Below are 18800 nucleotides of genomic sequence, written 5' to 3' on the forward strand. Positions count from 1 at the left end.
TCCTGTTCTTTAGAATGCCACTCTGGTCCTTAATCCGATGATATTTACCGGTCCGCGGTCCCTGTTGTAGGCAGGGTGCATCACAAACTGGTAATCAGGGCTTAGGGCTATATGTAGCCTGGTAATGTTACATTGATAGAAAACTTCGGCGATCATTTCCGGTGCGTAGTTCAACTGGCCGTCGCCGATCATGAAACCGGTGCCACCGGCAGCAAGGTAGTTGCGGTGCGCTTCTGATAATCCGTTCACCACCAGCGCCACACCGGCGTTGTCCTGGCTGCGGTGCCAGCACTGGCCATTTTGCAGCCATCCGGCGCTGACGGAACGGTCTATTTCCGTATAGGCCCAGGTTTCATTGCGGCCATCATTCCACGATGCTTTCAGGAAAGCGCCGCCGCTGCTGGTCAGCTCCTGGTCTATATTGATACCAAATCCGTATTTGGTATGTCCGTCCCTTCTTACCGAACTGATGTCCGGGGTATCTTTTGCGGCACTCACCGCTTCGTTATAATTGCCCATAGGAGCCTGGTTAATAAAAGCCATTAACCGGACATTCCCTTCATGTTTATTCAGTGTATGCGTATGCGTTACTTCTATTACCTCACCGTTGGATTTACCGTAGTGGTAATTCAACTTTGGTCCGTTGGCTTCTTCCGGCTCCAGGGAAGTCGCAGCCTGTAGCAGCCAGTTATCTTTCCGGTACTGAACGGTCAGCGCCATGGTATAGCCGCGTACATCTGCGGGGTAGTCCCATGCTGCATTGCTCATCAGCGACCAGTTCAGGAACTGGGTGCGGGGATCGTGACTATACGTATTCTGATCAAAGAAATCCGCGAGGCAGTATTTACCGCCAATGAAACGGAGATAGTGGGTAGGCGTGGTGCCACCTACCTGGTTCAGGTCATCACCATTCGCCTCTGTGTTGGGCGTTAACGGTAATGTATACACGCCATAAGCCCGGGCCAGGTAAATTTTCGGTTTGGGATCACCCACGCGAAAGGTTTCTCCGTTCGGGAAACCCGCAATGCCGGTGGCATGGCTGAGACCTTCACCACCGGCGAGTTCCGGGTTCACATATAATTCAAGGTCCTTCCACGGACGGATACCGGCATAAACAGTACTGGTAATAGATGTAGCCCCTTTTTCATGGGTACGGAAACTGTTGGCGCCTGAGTACTTCGCGGAGAAATCAGGATGCCATTGCGTTACCAGCGTTTGCTGAAAATGGAAAGTATAGGGGATAATACTATCCGTCTTCTTTTCCTGTGCCAGCAGGCGGGTAGTGCCCAGTGCCAGTATTCCTATGGAGAACAGCTGCTTCATGGCCCGTTTAATCTTTAAGTGCATCGTAGATGAGCAATTGATTTTTGGAAATCACTTTCTCTTCTGCGGCCAGTCCGGAGGAGACATAAGTAATGTCACCGGATGTTTTAGCCACTTCTACCTCGCGTACGGCTATATTAAATTTGTCTTTAAATACCAGCACATAATTTTTGCTGTTATCAAAGATGACAGCGGCGGAAGGGACCGCTATCTTCTGGTCGTTATCCTGGTATTTCACGTATACGGTAGCAAACATTTCCGGCTTCAGCAGCATATTTTTATTATCGATGCTGATCCTTACCTGCATGGTTTTGGTGGCGGGGTCCAGGAAATTGTAGATCTTATCGATTTTGCCATGGAAGGGCTCATCAGGGTAACTTACCGTTACCACATCTGCTTCATAGCCTTCTTTGATACGCGCGATATCTGTTTCAAAAACATTGGCCATCACCCACACATCATCCAGTTCGGAGATGGTGAAAATGTTGGAACTGTTATCGGTACGTATCTCCATGTTATTATTGATATTCTTCTCAATAATATAACCGGAAATAGGGGCGGTTACCAGGTAGGTAGCGCCTTTGCCCTTGCGGTATATGGTAAACAGATCGTTGAGCCGGTTAATTTCCGCATCAGATTTTTGTACTTCTCCCTTGGCGTTTACTACGTCTTTATCTGTATTCAAACGGCTGTCGAACAGGTCCTGGGCTACTTTAAGGTTTTTGTCTGCCACGTTGCGGTCAGACTTTGCCTGTGCCAGCTGCTTTTCATAATCAGCAATTTCAGCACTGTGTATGACGGCCAGTACCTGGCCTTTCTGTACATAGTCGCCCAGCTGTACTTTGATATCTTCCACATACCCGCTCACCAGTGGGTATACTTTCAATACCTTACCGCCATTAGGGGTAACCTTACCGGATAAACGAACTTCGTTCACCACCGGCTGCAGGTGTGCCGTATCGATACGGATATTTTTCAGCATGGTATCGCTGAGAACGAAGGTGGTTTTCTCCTGATCTTCTGCCTGGCTGTGTTTACAACCACTCCACAGAATAGTTGCCAGCAGCGAAAAGCCAATAAAAAGGAAAGGCTGTTTCATGCGCTTAATTTTTAAATAATTCTTGTCCTGTTGCATAGTTGAGTTCTTCGTAGGCATTTACCCGGTTGGATAAAAACTTGTTGATATTTTTCGCGTTATCGCTATAACTATTGAAATAATCGATGAACTGAAGAAGGGAGATATTTCCTTTGCTGAAATTCTTGGCTACTTCAGCAATCAGGGTATCAAATTCTCCCTGGAACCGGTGCAGGTCAAATCCTTTGTAACGCTTTTCCAGCGCTAATATGCGCTGATAAGCATTCAATACTTCTGATTGTGCGATGGATTGTTGTTGCAGTAGCTGTTGCTGTTCTGCGCCGATTTGAAGTTGTGCGGCACGGATATTTCCCTGGTTGCGGTTCCAGGTGGGTAAATCAATTCCCAGCGTCAGGCCAACGAAATTAGGCGTGTAACTGCCTTGTTTATCGTAAGTGGCGCCTACATGAAGGTCCGGTACTGCCATTGATTTCTGGAGGCGGTAGTTGAGCTGTGCGGTCTGGAACTGCATGTCGGCCATCCGTACATCCGGCCTGTTCTGCGCTACGCTGTCGAGTAATGATTGCAGCTGGATCTTATCCAGGTTATATGAAGCCAGGTCTGCGGGTTGCAGCCGGGCCTCATAAAAAACGCTGGTATGTAACAACTGTTGTAGGTTTTTCTGTGATTCCAATTCCTGTTGTTTCAGATCGGCAAAGTCGTTTTCAATGCCTACCTGTAATGCCTGCAGCCTGACGAGATCCGCATGGGCCACGCTTCCTTTTTTATCCGCTGTTACATATGCATCTACAATTTTCTGCAGGTTATCCAGCTGTTCTTTTAACACGGTTTCAATCTGTTGCTGGTAGTATACATTGTAGAAGTTTTCCCGGAGTTGTAAGCGGAGAGTGCGCACCAGTTCATCGAAGTTAGCCTCGCTCATTTTGGCGGCAGCTGCGGCCAGTTGTATGGTTTTATTCCGTTTGCCTGCCAGCTGAATGAGCTGATCAAGGTTATATTGTGTTTCGCCGCCGGCGCCCACATTAAACGGTTTAAAGTTATTGGTGCTGCCAAAGCCCAGTACAGTGCTGAAGGAAGGATTGTCCCACATCTTCGCCTGCCGTATCAGCGCTTTGGAAGCGTCTACCTGGTAGCGTTGCGCCAGTAATAAATAGTTTTTTGTAAGAAATGAATCTTCAACTGCCTGCAGTGTTACAGGTTGAGAAGTGATTTGCGCCTGTGCATGTTGAATAAAGCCCAGGCAGTAAATACACGCTGTTAGGAACAGCATCCTGATAGTTCGCATAATGCCAGATTTCATGGCACAAAGCTCACAAAGGGGAATTAAAGCGGCCTTTAAGGAAGATTAAAAAAAACTTAAAAGAAATTTATACGTGTGGCAGGATCACGGAGAAGGTAGTACCTCCTTCAGGATTGGAGGTAACGGTAATATGCCCGCCATGGATCTGCACAATTTTCTTGCAGATAGATAAACCCAGGCCATGGCCGCGGATTTGAAGCACATTTTGCCCACGATAAAAGGGCTCAAATATTTTGTTAATGTCGTCCGGTGGAATGCCAATGCCGGAATCTTTTATCTGTATAAGAATATTTTTCGTAAAAAAATCTATCGACACATGCGCGGTATTATTTTCTGAAAATTTACACGCATTATCGATCAGGTTCAGGAAAAGCACCTTCAACAGGCTCTCGTTTCCATAGCAGGTCACGAGCAAATCATTATCAGGTACCTTTATGAAATGGATCTCTACTTTACTGGAGGTTTTTTGTTTCAGCCGGATCAGGGTGGTCATCTCCATCAGTAACTCATCTATCCTTACATTCGTCAATACAAATTCCTGTTGCCGCATTTCCGACTGTGCCAGTTGCAACAGGCCGTTGGAAAGATCGGAGAGGTTTTCTGCATCTTCCAGTACAGAAGTAAGTAGTGCCAGGTATTCTTCTTTGCTCCGGTCTTTGGATAATGCCACCTGTAACTGGCTGATAATAGCCGCCAGGGGAGTACGCAGCTCATGGGAAGCATTGCTCACAAAGCTTTTTTGCAGGTGAAACGACTCGCTGAGACGCTGCAGCATGGTGTTGAAGTTGGCGCCCAGCTTGGCTATTTCATCTTTTCCTTTCACGGCTACCTGCGTATCCTGCATGTTGTTGGCATTGATACTATCTACCTGCTGTACCAGCTGATCGATAGGCTGTACCATTTTACGTGCAAAAAAGTAACCTACGCCCACCAGTACTATCACGGCAGTAATGAGCTCCAGCAGCAGGATCTGGCTGAGGTTCTGGAGGTTTTGAAAACCATATTTATCAAAGGAAGATACAATGACAATGACGGACACGTTACCTTCTGTATAATACACGCCCACTACTTCGCCAACGCCTTTGTCGTAGCTGTACAGTTTATTTTCCTTGATATAGTCGAGTAAACTGGGATGTGTGCGGATGGTAGTATCTTTCAGGTTGCTGTACAGCAGGTCGTAATTAGGATTGTATACCAGGATGGTTTCTTTGTAAAGATCCTGGAAGGTGGTCCGGTCCAGCTTCCGCAGCAGGTCCACCTTTACGTTGCCATCTTCAATGATTACGTTGGCAATAGAACGGGCGCGATATTCCAGTCGTTCCAGGTATTCCGCCTTCCGCGACTTGGCAGAGAAATAATAGGCCAGCACGGCAAATGCAACAAGCATCAGCGTAGCCGACAGGGTATAATAAAGCGCTATTTTATATTTGATTTTCAACCGGTGTGTTATTCTTCAGAAAGATAATAACCCATACCTGTTTTTGTGTGCAGGAGTTTCTGATCAAAATCCTTGTCTATTTTTTTGCGGAGGAAGTTCATATACACTTCAATCACGTTGGTACCGGTGTCGAAGTCGATATCCCATACCTTTTCAGCGATGGTGATTTTGGAGATAACCTTGCCTTTGTGCATGGCCAGGAATTCCAGCAGCTGGTATTCTTTGGCGGTGAGGGCAATCTTTTTACCGCCACGGGTTACATCTTTTTTCTCGCGGTCTATTTCGAGGTCGGCGATCGTGATTTTGTACTGGGTGCCATGCGTGGCATCGGAGCCGGCTCTTTTCAGGAATACCCGGATGCGCGCCAGCAGTTCGCGGAAGTCGAAGGGCTTTACCAGGTAATCGTCGGCGCCCAGCTCAAAGGCCTGCATTTTGTCTTCCACGCCACCGAGAGCGGTGAGCATGATCACGGGAACGCGGTTGTTTTTGTGGCGGATCACTTCACACAGCTCATAGCCGTTGTTGTGCGGCAGGTTCAGGTCCAGGATCACCAGGTCGTAATCGTTACTGGTAGCTAATCCTTTGCCCATACGGCCGTCGTAGGCCACATCCACATCAAAACCGTTTTCCTCCAGTCCTTTCTTAACGGCATTGGCTACTTTAACTTCGTCTTCAACAACCAGTATCTTTTGCATAGAAAGGGTTTAAGTGTTGTTATACAGGCATCCTGAAAGATACCTGTATAACAAAATAACTAACTGATAAGGTTCGCTTCCAGCTGCATTATTTTCTCAAATAACTGCTCATATTGCTGATTGGCCCTGTCCAGGTACTTCTGAACATCCTGGTATTCACTTTCTACCTGGGCAAATTTAGCTTTATCATTGTAGATTTCTGGGGAACCCAGGCTGGCTTCCAGGCCGGCCTTACGTTCTTTCAGGCTGGCCACCTGGCCTTCTACCTGTGAAAACTGTTTTTGTTGTTTTTGCAGTTCACGCTGTACGTCTTTGTTGATAGCGCCTTTACCTACATCTGCAACCTGGGCTGCTGCCTGCTGGCGGCTTTCTTTTTTCGTATCTGCGTTATTGTTAGTGGTTTTGGCGTTGCCGTTTTGTTGCTGGGCAGCCATTCTCTTTTTCCACTCTTCGTATTCGTTGTAAGTGCCTTTAAACTCCTTGATTTCGCCGTCTACGATTTCCCAGATCTTATTGGCTGTCTGGCTTACGAAGTAACGGTCGTGCGATACCAGTACCAGGCTGCCATCATATTTGTTCAGGGCGTCTATCAGCATCTGCACGGAGTTCATGTCCAGGTGGTTCGTAGGCTCATCCAGCATCAGGAAGTTCGCCTGGCTGATGATAGTTTTTGCCAATGCCACACGGGCTTTTTCACCTCCTGACAGGATCTTGATCTTCTTAAATACATCATCGCCGGTAAAGAGGAAGCAGCCTAACAGCTGGCGTAATTCCAGCTCTGTGCGGCCACTGCCGAAGTTCTTCAGCTCGTCCAGTATTTCGCTGTTCATATCCAGTGATTCCAGCTGGTGCTGTGCATAGAAGCTGGTTACCACGTTATGACCGGGTACGCGTTCACCTTCCATCGGCTCCATACCAAAGATGATACGCAGCAGGGTAGACTTACCCTTACCATTGGCGCCGATTAAGGCTATTTTATCACCACGGTTGATTTCAGCGCTGGTGTTTTTTAAGATCTCTATCTTGCCGAAGCTTTTACTGATGTTATTCAGTGTACATAGGATCTTACCAGGTGTTTTATCTACTGTGAAGTTTATTTTGATTTTAGAAGGACCGTTATCGGTTTGTTCCACCCGCTCCAGTTTATCGAGCCTTTTGGCGATACTCTGTGCCTGGGCGGCTTTAGACGCTTTGGCTTTAAAGCGTTCAATAAAGCGTTCCTGCTGACGGATATAATCCTGCTGGTTTTCGTAAGCGCGTTGCTGCATTTCCCGGCGAAGTTCCTTTTCCACTTCATAGTCGGCGTAAGAGCCGGCGTAGTGGTGCAGTTGCTGCTGGTATACTTCCACAATCTTGTTCACCATACGGTCGAGGAAGAAACGGTCATGCGATACAATAATCACGGCGCCGTTGTAACCTACCAGGTATCTTTCCAGCCATTCGATAGAGGGAAGATCCAGGTGGTTCGTGGGCTCATCGAGCATCAGCACGTCCGGCTGCTGCAGGATAAGACGTGCCAGGAGCACACGCATGCGCCATCCACCGGAAAACTGGCTGTATGGCCGCTCCAGGTCGGAGGTGGTAAAGCCGAGGCCTTCCAGCACCTGCGCCGTTTTATGTTTCATGTTGTAGCCGTCGAGCGCTTCAAATTCATGCAGCTTGTCGCTGAATTCGTGCAACAGTTCTTCGGTCTGGCTGTCTTCCAGCTCCCGGGTAATACGTTCAATATCTTTCTCCAGCTCCAGTGCTTTGCCAAAGGCCATCATGCCTACGGTAAGAATAGATTCATCGGTTTCAAAGCTGAGCAGGTCCTGGTTAAAGAAGCCAATCGTCAGACTTTTACTTTTATTAATACTTCCCTTGGAAATGGAATATTCCCCATTGATAATGCGTAACAGGGTAGATTTGCCGGTACCATTCAACCCGATAAGCCCTACACGGTCTCCCGGTTCTATATGCCACGAGGAATTTTCCAGAATAACCCTGGACCCAAACTCAAACGTAATGTCCTGTAATGCGATCAACATAAAAAATAAAAAAATTGGATAAAAAACGTGCAAAGTTAAGGAAAAATGCGGACTTTAACCTATTCAAATTCAGTACTCCAAAGAAACAATCCGCTCATTTTATTTAGTTTTGTTACAAAGTGTAAGATTATGAATTTTAAAGTATGCGTTCCGGTTGGCTTACTGATGCTGGGTATGGCCCTGTTTGCCTGCAACCAGCAGGCCGCTCCGAAGCAGGAAGAAGCGGCAGCAGGGGCTTCCGCCGCGTTACAGGCGCCCTATAGCCAGGTGTTTTACGACTCACTCGGCGCCGTCCTGCAATCGTATTACCAGCTTTCCGATGCGCTGGTACAGGCCGATAGCACCGCCACCAATACCGCTGCAGCGATCCTTAAAGGGCATGTGGACAGCCTCCCGGTAAACCTTTTACAGATGGATAGCAGTCACCTGGCCAACATTACAGGTATCACCGGCAGCGTAAGCGCTGAATTAACCGGGCTGGCAGGGGAAACAGGGCTGGAAGGTAAAAGAGCCGCTTTCCAGATGGTATCCGATATGCTGTTCGACCTTGTGAAGAACACCGGCCTGAAAGGTCATACTATTTATCACCAGTACTGCCCGATGGCATTTGATGATAAAGGCGCATACTGGCTTAGCGACAAAGCAGCGATACAGAATCCTTACTTTGGCCATAAGATGCTCACCTGCGGTGAAACCAAAGATAGCCTGAGCTATAAATAATAAGTAATCGTTGGATCGTGCGCAGTAAATCGTAAATTACTTTCGCTTTGCTGCTCATGATTTAATGGTATGTTCACACGATATAGTCCCCTTTTATTGTTCTTCTTTTTGCTATGTTTCTTGAATGAAGCAGCGGGGCAGCAATATACCGTAAGCGGTTTTATTAAAGACAGTACCAATGGCGAATCGTTGCCCGGCGCCACCGTGCAGGTGCTGCATTCCACCAACGGTGTACATACCAACAACTACGGATTTTATTCTATCACATTGCCGGCAGGCAATTACATCCTCCTGTATTCATTTCTCGGCTACGAATCCAAAGCAGTGGCGTTGACGCTGGATGCCAATACCACCCAGCACCTGCAACTATACCCACGTTCTTACCAGGCAAAGGAAGTAGTGATCACCGACAAAAGAAAGGATGCCAATGTGAAAAATACCGAGATGGGAAAGGCGGAGCTGACCGCAGTACAGATAAAGAAATTGCCGGCACTGATGGGGGAGGTGGATGTGCTCAAAGCCCTGCAGCTGATGCCGGGCGTACAGGCCGCCGGTGAAGGCAACGCCGGTTTTTATGTGCGTGGCGGCGGGGCCGATCAGAATCTTATCCTATTAGATGAAGCGCCGGTGTACAATACAGGCCACCTCTTTGGCTTTTTCTCTGTATTTAATGCAGATGCCATCCGGAGCACCACGCTCATCAAAGGCGGTATGCCAGCCAATTACGGGGGCCGGTTGTCGTCTGTGGCGGATATTGCCATGAAGGAGGGGAATAATAAAAATTTCCAGGGAGAAGGGGGAATCGGGCTGATCTCTTCCCGGTTATCTTTCCAGGGACCTTTGAAAAAAGATAAAGCCTCTTTTATCGTGAGCGGCCGTCGCACTTATATCGACCTGGTCACAAAGCCATTTATCAATAATACTTCGTATAAGGGTTCGGGTTATTATTTCTATGACCTGAATGTAAAGATGAACTACGCCATTTCAGACAGGGACCGTATTTACCTGAGCGGTTATCTTGGAAAAGATGTGTTCAGCTTTAATAACCAGGACCGTTCCTTTGATGTAAAGATTCCCTGGGGCAATACCACGGCTACTTTGCGCTGGAATCACGTGTTCAGCCAGAAGTTATTTGCCAACACCTCTCTCATCTACAACGATTATAAATTTCAGTTCAGCGCCCTGCAAAATAATTTCGATATCCGGTTGTCTTCCGGCATCAGTGATATGAACCTGAAAACAGATTTCGACTATTACGCGCATGTAAAGCATCATATCCGTTTTGGCGGCAATTATATCTATCACACGTTTACGCCGTCTACTATCAGCGGGGAGCAGGATTCCACCAGGTTTTCCCCCGAGAATGTGTTTAAGAAATATGCCCATGAGGTGGCGTTGTACCTGATGGACGACTGGGAAATATCTCCCAGATTGCAATTGAACGTGGGTGTGCGTTACAGCGGGTTTATGCAGATCGGACCTTATACCCGCTACTCCCGTGATGCAGGGGGGAACAAAACAGATAGTACGGTGTACCGGCGCTGGCAGCCGATATCCCGTCATGGTGGCTTTGAGCCGCGGGTCATCCTGCGATGGTCCTGGAACGACGTGAGCTCCATAAAAGCCTCCGTAACCCGAAACTACCAGTTTATTCATCTTGTATCCAACGCGGGAACTACTTTGCCTACAGATGTATGGGTGCCGAGTACTTACCTGGTGCAGCCCCAGATTTCCTGGCAATATTCTGCCGGGTACTTCCGTAATTTCAGCAACAACATGTATGAGGCATCTGCCGAGGTGTATTATAAAAGCCTGCAAAACCAGATTGAATACAGGGAAGGATACACTCCATCGTTGAATGATCCGGAGCAGGACTTTGTTTTCGGAAAGGGGGAGGCCTATGGCATGGAATTATTTGTAAACAAAAAGAAAGGGCGGTTTACCGGCTGGCTGGGCTATACACTGGCCTGGACGTGGCGGCAATTTCCCGCGTTGAATGATGGCAACCGTTATCCCGCGAAGTACGATCGTCGCCATGATCTGGCCCTGGTAGGCACTTACGACCTGAGTAAGCGCTGGACGGTGTCAGGTGTGTTTATTTATGGCACCGGTAATACCACTACACTACCGGAAAAGTTCTATTTTATAGAAGGCACGCTGGTGCAGGGTTACGGGAGCATCAACTCGTACAGGCTGGATGCGTATCACCGGCTCGACCTGTCCGCTATATATACCCCGGTACCTAAACGGCCCAATAAGCGTGTTAAAGGCAGTTGGACATTTTCTGTGTACAACGTTTACAGCAGGAAGAATCCTTATTTCATTTACTTTGACCAGCAGGGGAGCGCCGTAGATGGCACGTTGAAGGTGAGTGCGAAGCAGGTGTCGTTGTTTCCGGTATTGCCGTCGGTGACGTATAATTTCAAGTTCTAACCAGGAATTCAAAAGGGGTGATAGTACGTGAATTCAAACAAGATGATAGTACATACAAATGGGGTGATAGCAGGGGATTACCTCATGAAGCAGTACCTGATAATTCCTACCAAAGCAGCCACTATAGCAATGAATTGCGCAATGGCGACATGGTGTACCGATTTGATCAGTTCTGCTTTAACATCCTGGATAGTGCCCAACAGCTCTGATTTAACCTTTTGGATATCCGTTGTCAACTCTGATTTAACCTTTTGAATATCCAGCGTTAACCCGTTTTTTACAACTGACAGCTCTTCCTTGGTGGCCATCAGATCCATACGGGTGGCAAGCGTGTGAATTTCTTGCTTGAGCTCATTTTTAACTGCCCACAACTCGGTTTTAGTCGCCAGTTGTTCAATTTTTGCGGATAATCTCCTTTCATAATGATCGTCCAGCGCGTTTACAACTTCCAGCGCTTTGTCGTCCGGCAAATGCAGATCTTTCCGGAAGATGTCGTACAGTTTTAAGTTTCCGATTGTCATATGTAATGGTTTTATATTACAGGGTTGAAATTAATTTATTCTTTATTTGAATATCGTAATTATTACAGATATTTCTTTTAAACATATCAAATGCGCTTTCCTTGTATCATTAGTAAATACGGAATCAGAAAGTGAAACACAAAAAGCAAAAAAAGCATCCAGAGTATCGGTTGGGTGTAATAGATAGAATTGCGTTTGATATGACTTAGCAGCCGCGCTTTGAACGTTTTTGTATTTCTGTGTGTGAGTTTATAAATATTTTCAGGAGATGACAATAACATAGTGCGTTCTTTATCCAGGATCTGCGTTCCGGAACTTTCATAAACCGCCCGGATGGTTTCTTTTGCCTTATCTTCCGGTAGGTGGAATTCTTTTACGAGCGAGTCATACAAATGAAGGTACTTTTCGATCATTTTATAATAATTTATGATTATAAATGTAAATTTAAACCATTTTTCAACTGTGTTCACACCGCTGTATAAATATTTATTTTTAAAATCCTTAAGTTCAACGACATGGTTATCTAAAAGCTAACAAACTATTTCTTAACTTCGCAAACATTTTATAAAGGAAATATAGCCCATATGAAAAAGTATGGTGCTAACAGCAAAACGTATGATAAATATCACTTTTCCGGATGGCGCAGTTCGTCAGTATGAATCAGGAGTAACTGCATTGGACATTGCCAAATCCATCAGCGAAGGATTGGCACGCAAAGTATTGGCAGCAAATGTTAACGGGCAGGTAGTGGATGCTACACGCCCGATTTTGACGGATAGCACGCTGCAGCTACTGACGTGGGTGGATAAGGATGGTAAGGCAACAATGTGGCATTCCTCGGCGCATCTGATGGCCGAAGCACTGGAAGCCCTGTACCCCGGCGTAAAGCTCGGCTATGGCCCTTCAATTGAAAATGGATTCTATTACGATATTGATTTGGGCGACCGCACGATTTCTGAAGAAGATCTGAAAGCGATCGAAGCAAAAATGGTGGAGTTGTCTAAACACAACAGCGAATACATTCGCAAAGAAGTAAGCAAGGCAGATGCACTGACTTATTTTACTGAAAAAGGCGATCCGTATAAAATAGAAACGATCAATGAATTACCTGATGGAAGCATTACTTTCTATACCCAGGGCGGATTCACAGATCTTTGCCGCGGACCGCATATTCCGAATACCGGCTTTATCAAATCCATCAAGCTGACCAGCATTGCAGGCGCTTACTGGCGCGGCAGTGAAAAAAATAAGATGCTTACCCGCATCTATGGCATCACTTTCCCTAACCAGAAAGAGCTGGACGAATACCTGGCCCTGATAGAAGAAGCAAAGAAACGTGATCACCGCAAACTGGGTAAGGAACTGGAACTGTTTGCCTTCTCTGAAAAAGTAGGTTTGGGTTTACCTATGTGGCTGCCTAAAGGCGCCATGCTGCGTGAACGCCTGCAGCGCTTCCTCCAGGAAGCCCAGCTGGCCAGTGGTTACCTGCCGGTAGTAACACCGCATATCGGGAATAAAAATCTGTATGTGACTTCCGGTCACTACGAAAAATACGGAAAAGACAGTTTTCAGCCGATCCATACGCCGGAAGAAGGCGAGGAGTTTATGCTGAAACCTATGAACTGCCCGCATCACTGCGAGCTGTACAAGGTATCGCCAAAGTCGTACAAGGATTTACCCGTGCGCTTTGCCGAATTCGGTACCGTGTACCGTTACGAGCAGCATGGTGAACTCCATGGTCTTACCCGCGTAAGAGGATTTACCCAGGATGATGCGCACCTGTTCTGCCGTCCTGACCAGGTAAAGGAAGAGTTCCAGAAAGTGATAGACCTGGTGATGTATGTATTCAACAGTTTGAGTTTTACCGAGTATACTGCACAGATTTCACTGCGTCATAAAACGGACCGCAGTAAATACATGGGTACCGAAGAGAACTGGGAACTTGCAGAAAAAGCAATTATCGAGTCTGCCGCCGAAAAAGGGCTGAACACCGTGGTGGAATACGACGAAGCGGCGTTCTATGGTCCTAAACTCGACTTCATGGTGAAGGATGCGCTGGGCCGTAAATGGCAGCTGGGTACCATCCAGGTGGATTACAATCTGCCGGAACGCTTTGAACTGGAGTACATCGGGGCCGATAACCAGAAACACCGCCCGGTGATGATCCACCGTGCGCCATTTGGTTCACTGGAACGCTTTATCGCTGTGCTGATTGAACATTGCGCCGGTAAATTCCCGTTGTGGTTAGCGCCAACACAGGTGAAGATCCTGCCTATCAGTGATAAAAGCCAGGCCTACGCAGAAAAAGTAGCAGAATTGCTAAAAAAAGCAGAAATTCGCGCTGAGATAGATGATAGAAGCGAAAAGATAGGTAAGAAGATCCGGGAAGCAGAGCTGGCAAAGATTCCGTACATGCTCGTACTCGGTGAAAAAGAAGCAGCCGACAATGTAGTAGCCGTTCGTCGTCAATCAAAAGGTGATTTGGGAACTATGCAACTCGAACAGTTTACCACCATGATAAACGAAGAGGTAGCAAACCGGAAGCCAATTGAGTAACATCGCATAAATGTGGAAAAAAGGTATATAAAACAATGAACATTACTCGATTGAGGTATGTTAATTGCTGTAATTTTCCCCGTATTTTTGTAAAGATTGTTTTTGGTCCATGGACGATATATGGACCATGGACTAAAAGGACAATTAATTAATTAATTTTATTTTTCTTAATGCAACAAAGACCCAGACCAAGCAGTTTTGGCGGCAACAACCGGGGAAGAAACCCCAACTTCCGCAGGGAACAACAACAAGAACATCGCACCAACAGGATGATACGCGTTCCTGAGGTACGACTTGTAGGTGAAAATATTGAGGTAGGTGTCTACAAAACAGAGGATGCATTGCGTATGGCTGAGGAACAGGGTTTAGACCTGGTAGAGATTTCCCCGAATGCTGTGCCTCCCGTTTGTCGTATCATCGACTACAACAAATTCCTCTACGAAAAGAAAAAGAAGGAAAAGGAAATGAAGGCGAAGGCGCACAAAAGTGAAGTGAAAGAAATTCGCTTTACGCCTAACACCGATGACCATGACTTCGATTTCAAAGCGAAACATGCTGAAAGCTTCCTGAAAGACGGTAACAAGGTGAAAACCTATGTACAGTTTAAAGGACGTGCCATCATGTTTAAGGAACGTGGTGAATTGATCCTCCTGAAGTTTGCTGAAAGGCTGGCAGAAGTAGGTGGCCTGGAAAGTATGCCTACCATGGAAGGTAAGCGTATGATCGCCATCTTTGCCCCTAAAGCAGCGAAAAAGAAGGAAAAAGAACCTAAGGAACCGAGAGAACCCAAGGAACCGAGGGAGCCAAGAGAACCGAAAGAAGCAAAGGCGCCCGTTACGCCTCCAGCCGCTGATGCAGCAGGAGATGCCAACGCATAGCCGATGGTTATATCACATTAAAAAAGCAGCACAGCAGGGTATTATACCTTGTTGCGCTGCTTTTTCTTTTAGCGTGTAACCTGTTATTGTATTGCTTTTAGTACTTTCCGCGCCCTGGAACGGATAGCCGGTGTGGGATTGTTTTCCAGCTCCGCTGCTATCAGCAGCCGGATCTCGTTTTTGATGTCAGGGTAATCTTTTGCCAGGTTAGCCAGTACCGTCATGGAAAAGGCTTTCACCGCCACTGCTTCCAGCGGATCTTCCAGGAACGCAAAACAACTGTTCATCACCGGCCCTTGCAGGGATTCCGGGACTGGCAGGTATTGCAATATCCTCAATACATTTCTCTTTACTGCCACCGGCATACCCGGTTCCTCCATCCTGGCTACCATAGCCGGCAGGTGAGGAGCAAGCAACGCCGGGTACTTTTTTGCCACAAAGCTCACAATCCATGCGGCCCGCTGCACTACACGATATTCGTCGTGCAGGAACAAGTGTATCAACGCGGCAAACCGTTCCGCATCGGGACCTATCCAGGCCGCAATGCGGAGCGACTGGGCACGGGAATTTTCCGATAAAATTTCAGTACGCAGATCCATAGACCCGCAATTTAATACACACGAGTTAATTATTGGCGGAAGTACTGTTTGACAGTAGGTAGGCAAGCGTTTTTTCACGCATCCGCGCTACGTCTTCAGGCTTTACCGGCATATCCGTTTCCTTGCCCATATCGTCCCAGATGCGGATCTGGATGTATTGATGGAATAAAGGATCATTGCGGAATGCCAGTGCCTCTTCTTCATTCATAGGCCCACCCTGGTATTCCAGGGTTTGTTTGCTGGCTTCGGAGAGGGTATCGTAATAGGCGCTGTCGGACCAGGTAAGATAGCGTTTCGCGGCCACATGACTGCCCACCAGCTGCGCCATGCGCTCCGGGAAGCCGCACTCCAGCAGGAAGGCGCTGCCCAGGTCGTCGTGTGCGCGGGTACCAAGACCACCCATCTGGGGTGCACTTTCAAAAAAATGACCAATGTCGTGCAGGAATGCAGCAACGATCATTTCATCATCAAAGCCTGTGCTTTCTGCTATCAGGGCGGCCTGCATCATATGCATCAGCATGGTTACCTGCTCACCATATTCCTGGTGGCCGTAAGTATCATACAGGTCGAAGATTTTGTTGACTACTGATTGGGCATGTAATTCACTACCGGTCATTTTCGTACGTTTATAAGGGTTAGTACAGTTTTTTCATAGTATGCCGTGGCATTATCGCAAATGTAATAGCTGCAACTGCTTTATCAGCATGCCTCATGTTATGTTTTTATTAATACCCGGAGTGGTTTTCAAACGCCAATAATCCTTTACCTTTGCCCTTTACATTACACAAAACTGAACCATTGCTAAAAAAAGAACTGCGCGTCATACTGGTGTCGCTGATCGTTAGTTTTATACTAACTGTGGCGAAATTTTCGGCGTACTTTATGACCCATTCGGTGGCAATCCTTTCTGATGCCCTGGAATCCATTATCAATGTGGTGGCGGGCGGTTTTGCCTGCTATAGTATTTACCTTGCCAGTCAGCCGAAAGATGCCAACCATCCGTACGGACATGGCAAAGTAGAGTTCTTTTCGATCGGTTTTGAAGGCGCCATGATCTTTATCGCCGGCGTGTTGATCCTTGTGAAAACGGCGCAGTATTTTATCCTGCCGCGTGAACTGCACCAGATTGAAAACGGTTTATGGGTATTGGGCGCAACTACTGTCGCCAACCTGTTGCTGGGCCTGTACCTGGTACGTTCCGGTAAGCAGCTTTCTTCCATCACTATTTCGGGGAATGGCCAGCATATCATGACCGATGTATACAGCAGTGCGGGGTTGATTGCTGCGTTGATTGTCATTCATTTCACCGGCTGGACCTGGCTGGATCCCGCGGTATCGCTGGTGATGGGCGGATTGATCCTGAGCAAAGGATATCAACTGATGCGCCGGTCTATTTCCGGGTTAATGGATGAAACGGATATGAAAATAGTGGACAAGGTGATCACTATTTTATCAGTTCATCGCAGGCAGAACTGGATTGATATGCATAATATGCGTGTGCAGCAATATGGTAACAACTATCACATTGATTGCCATGTAACGATGCCTTACTACCTGGAGCTGAATGATGCGCATGATGAAATGAAGAAGATTGAGAAGCTTGTGAATGAAGGGTTTGCTGGCAGCGAGGTAGAGTTTTTTATTCATATGGACCCCTGTATTCCTTCCTGTTGCCACTACTGTTTAAAAGAAGCCTGCCCGGTCCGGAGCCATGCATTTACCGGCGAAATAATATGGACCCGCGATAACGTGCTACCCAACAGAAAACATGGATAGTAATACATCTTGCTATAAAAAAACCAGCATAACTTATACAAGCTATGCTGGTTTTTTTATAGTCAGATGTTTAACTGTTTATTCTTCTCCCGCTTCTTCACCATCACCATGGCCGATGATATCACGAATAGGTTTTACTGCCTGGTAAATACCCCGGTTGTATTTGTTTCCTAAGATAACAAGGGTGGTAGAATCCTGTATGAAACGATAGAATACGGTATTGTTACCATGCCACCAGCCGTTGTGATAAATAATATTTTTTGTACTGTCTGGATATACCATGAGCCGCCATCCCAGTCCGTAATTGCGGACGCCGGGCTTCTCATTGCTGTAAGGCGTGTAGGCAGCCTTTAAGGTAGCCGCATTCAGGAACTGGCCTGAATAAAGGGCCTGATCCCACTTCAGCATATCCTGTGCGCTGCTGTAAATACCTTTATCGCCCATTACGCCGTCGAAGTAAGTATCCGGTTCAAACTGCCCGTTATATTTATGGCTCTGGGTTTGGTGCACGCGCACGGCAGAGGAGGGGTCGTATACAAAAGTGCTGGTCATATGCAGCGGTCCGAAAATGGTTTGCTGCATGAAGTCGGCATATTTCTGTCCGCTTACCTTTTCAATAATAGAAGCAAGGAGCAGGTAATTAGTGTTGCAGTACTGGAAGTGCGTACCTGGCAAATGTTGCATGGCAGGCTTATGCGCTTCCATTAATTTGATGACTTCGCCGTTGGTAATAAAGTTGGCTTCCTCTTTCCATAAACTGTCGCAGAAATAAAGGTAATTAGGCAGGCCGCTCCGGTGGTTCAGGAGCATGCGTACATTGATTCCTTTATAAGGAAATTCGGGAAAGAATTTTTGCAGGGAATCTTCCAGGCTCAGTTTCTCATTTTGTACCAGCCACATTACTGCTGCGCCGGTAAAGGTTTTTGTAACAGAAGCCAGCTGAAAGGAAGAACTGTCCATCACCGGTGTTTTGGTCCGGGAATTTTCATAGCCATGATATTTTTCAAAGATAATCACCCCTTTCCGGGCCACTATGATGGCGCCGTTGAAACCGGTACGCAGGAGCTTTCCGTTATAGAATGCTTCCAGTTCCTGTTGCATTTGTTTAGTACGCGGTGATTTAAGGATGGCTTCTTTTTCCGCGGCCGATAGTCCTGTTGTAAAGCGTGCCGAATCTGCTGCTGCTTTCCTTTTACTTTCTTCCCTTCTTGCTGCATTGCTCTGGCAGCTGGAGATAATTGCAATTCCCGATATAGTTAAGATAATACTTATTGCTTTCAATCGCTTCATTAGAGGAGTTGTGACTACTTTCTTAATTCAATTTTCGACCCATAAAATACAAAGCGCTCAATTTAGACTCAAAGTAAAAGACTGCCAAATAAAAACAGTGATTTCGGATGCTTTTAATTGATTTTTAAGCAAAAAAGTGAGAAAAACT

General features: G+C 46.7%; 15 protein-coding genes. 5 read left to right on the top strand and 10 right to left on the bottom strand.

The genetic code is table 11. From position 1 onward, the window contains the following. Positions 1-9: 9 nt before the first annotated feature. The 6 genes from AB6805_RS15770 to AB6805_RS15795 all read right to left on the bottom strand — a co-directional run bounded on the left by AB6805_RS15770 (position 10) and on the right by AB6805_RS15795 (position 7879). Entirely contained in the window at positions 10-1323 is a 1314-nt protein-coding gene (locus AB6805_RS15770; RefSeq protein ID WP_370910387.1) for a carbohydrate porin, read from the bottom strand. Positions 1324-1330: 7 nt separating this feature from the next. Further along, positions 1331-2422, bottom strand: a complete 1092-nt coding sequence (locus tag AB6805_RS15775) for an efflux RND transporter periplasmic adaptor subunit (RefSeq protein WP_370910388.1) — start codon at positions 2420-2422, stop codon at positions 1331-1333. A 4-nt stretch (positions 2423-2426) separates the two neighbouring features. Then, a complete protein-coding gene (locus tag AB6805_RS15780) occupies positions 2427-3704 on the bottom strand; it encodes a TolC family protein (protein ID WP_370910389.1) in 1278 nt (425 codons plus the stop codon). 82 nt (positions 3705-3786) lie between these two features. Continuing rightward, a complete protein-coding gene (locus tag AB6805_RS15785) occupies positions 3787-5157 on the bottom strand; it encodes an ATP-binding protein (RefSeq protein WP_370910390.1) in 1371 nt (456 codons plus the stop codon). An 8-nt stretch (positions 5158-5165) separates the two neighbouring features. Then, positions 5166-5852, bottom strand: coding sequence for a response regulator (locus AB6805_RS15790; protein ID WP_370910391.1), 687 nt, complete (start codon positions 5850-5852; stop codon positions 5166-5168). A gap of 59 nt (positions 5853-5911) precedes the next feature. Further along, positions 5912-7879, bottom strand: a complete 1968-nt coding sequence (locus AB6805_RS15795) for an ABC-F family ATP-binding cassette domain-containing protein (protein WP_370910392.1) — start codon at positions 7877-7879, stop codon at positions 5912-5914. Positions 7880-8008: 129 nt separating this feature from the next. Here AB6805_RS15795 and AB6805_RS15800 point away from each other — a divergent pair, with 129 nt between their 5' ends. Together AB6805_RS15800 and AB6805_RS15805 are read left to right on the top strand one after the other, a co-directional pair. Next, entirely contained in the window at positions 8009-8599 is a 591-nt protein-coding gene (locus AB6805_RS15800; RefSeq protein ID WP_370910393.1) for a DUF3347 domain-containing protein, read from the top strand. Between the two features lie 108 nt (positions 8600-8707). After that, positions 8708-11032: a TonB-dependent receptor domain-containing protein gene (locus tag AB6805_RS15805; RefSeq protein ID WP_370910394.1), complete on the top strand. Its 2325-nt coding sequence runs from the start codon at positions 8708-8710 to the stop codon at positions 11030-11032. A gap of 77 nt (positions 11033-11109) precedes the next feature. On the opposite strand, the gene AB6805_RS15810 is transcribed toward AB6805_RS15805, so the two are convergent. Next, complete coding sequence (locus tag AB6805_RS15810) at positions 11110-11553, bottom strand: hypothetical protein (RefSeq protein WP_370910395.1); 444 nt, start codon at positions 11551-11553, stop codon at positions 11110-11112. A gap of 615 nt (positions 11554-12168) precedes the next feature. Between AB6805_RS15810 and thrS the strand changes: the two genes are divergently transcribed. Together thrS and infC are read left to right on the top strand one after the other, a co-directional pair. Further along, complete coding sequence (thrS, locus tag AB6805_RS15815; RefSeq protein ID WP_370910396.1) at positions 12169-14109, top strand: threonine--tRNA ligase; 1941 nt, start codon at positions 12169-12171, stop codon at positions 14107-14109. Positions 14110-14279: 170 nt separating this feature from the next. Continuing rightward, entirely contained in the window at positions 14280-14987 is a 708-nt protein-coding gene (gene infC, locus AB6805_RS15820; protein ID WP_370910397.1) for a translation initiation factor IF-3, read from the top strand. 83 nt (positions 14988-15070) lie between these two features. Here infC and AB6805_RS15825 read toward each other — a convergent pair whose 3' ends face one another. Further along, a complete protein-coding gene (locus AB6805_RS15825) occupies positions 15071-15586 on the bottom strand; it encodes a hypothetical protein (RefSeq protein WP_370910398.1) in 516 nt (171 codons plus the stop codon). Positions 15587-15611: 25 nt separating this feature from the next. Beyond that, positions 15612-16202: an HD domain-containing protein gene (locus tag AB6805_RS15830; protein WP_370910399.1), complete on the bottom strand. Its 591-nt coding sequence runs from the start codon at positions 16200-16202 to the stop codon at positions 15612-15614. A 182-nt stretch (positions 16203-16384) separates the two neighbouring features. Here AB6805_RS15830 and AB6805_RS15835 point away from each other — a divergent pair, with 182 nt between their 5' ends. Further along, positions 16385-17362: a cation diffusion facilitator family transporter gene (locus AB6805_RS15835; RefSeq protein ID WP_370910400.1), complete on the top strand. Its 978-nt coding sequence runs from the start codon at positions 16385-16387 to the stop codon at positions 17360-17362. A 78-nt stretch (positions 17363-17440) separates the two neighbouring features. On the opposite strand, the gene AB6805_RS15840 is transcribed toward AB6805_RS15835, so the two are convergent. Continuing rightward, positions 17441-18652, bottom strand: coding sequence for a serine hydrolase domain-containing protein (locus tag AB6805_RS15840; RefSeq protein ID WP_370910401.1), 1212 nt, complete (start codon positions 18650-18652; stop codon positions 17441-17443). Between the last annotated feature and the right edge of the window lie 148 nt (positions 18653-18800).

The organism is Chitinophaga sp. RCC_12, from assembly GCF_041360695.1.
Taxonomy (GTDB): Bacteria; Bacteroidota; Bacteroidia; order Chitinophagales; family Chitinophagaceae; genus Chitinophaga.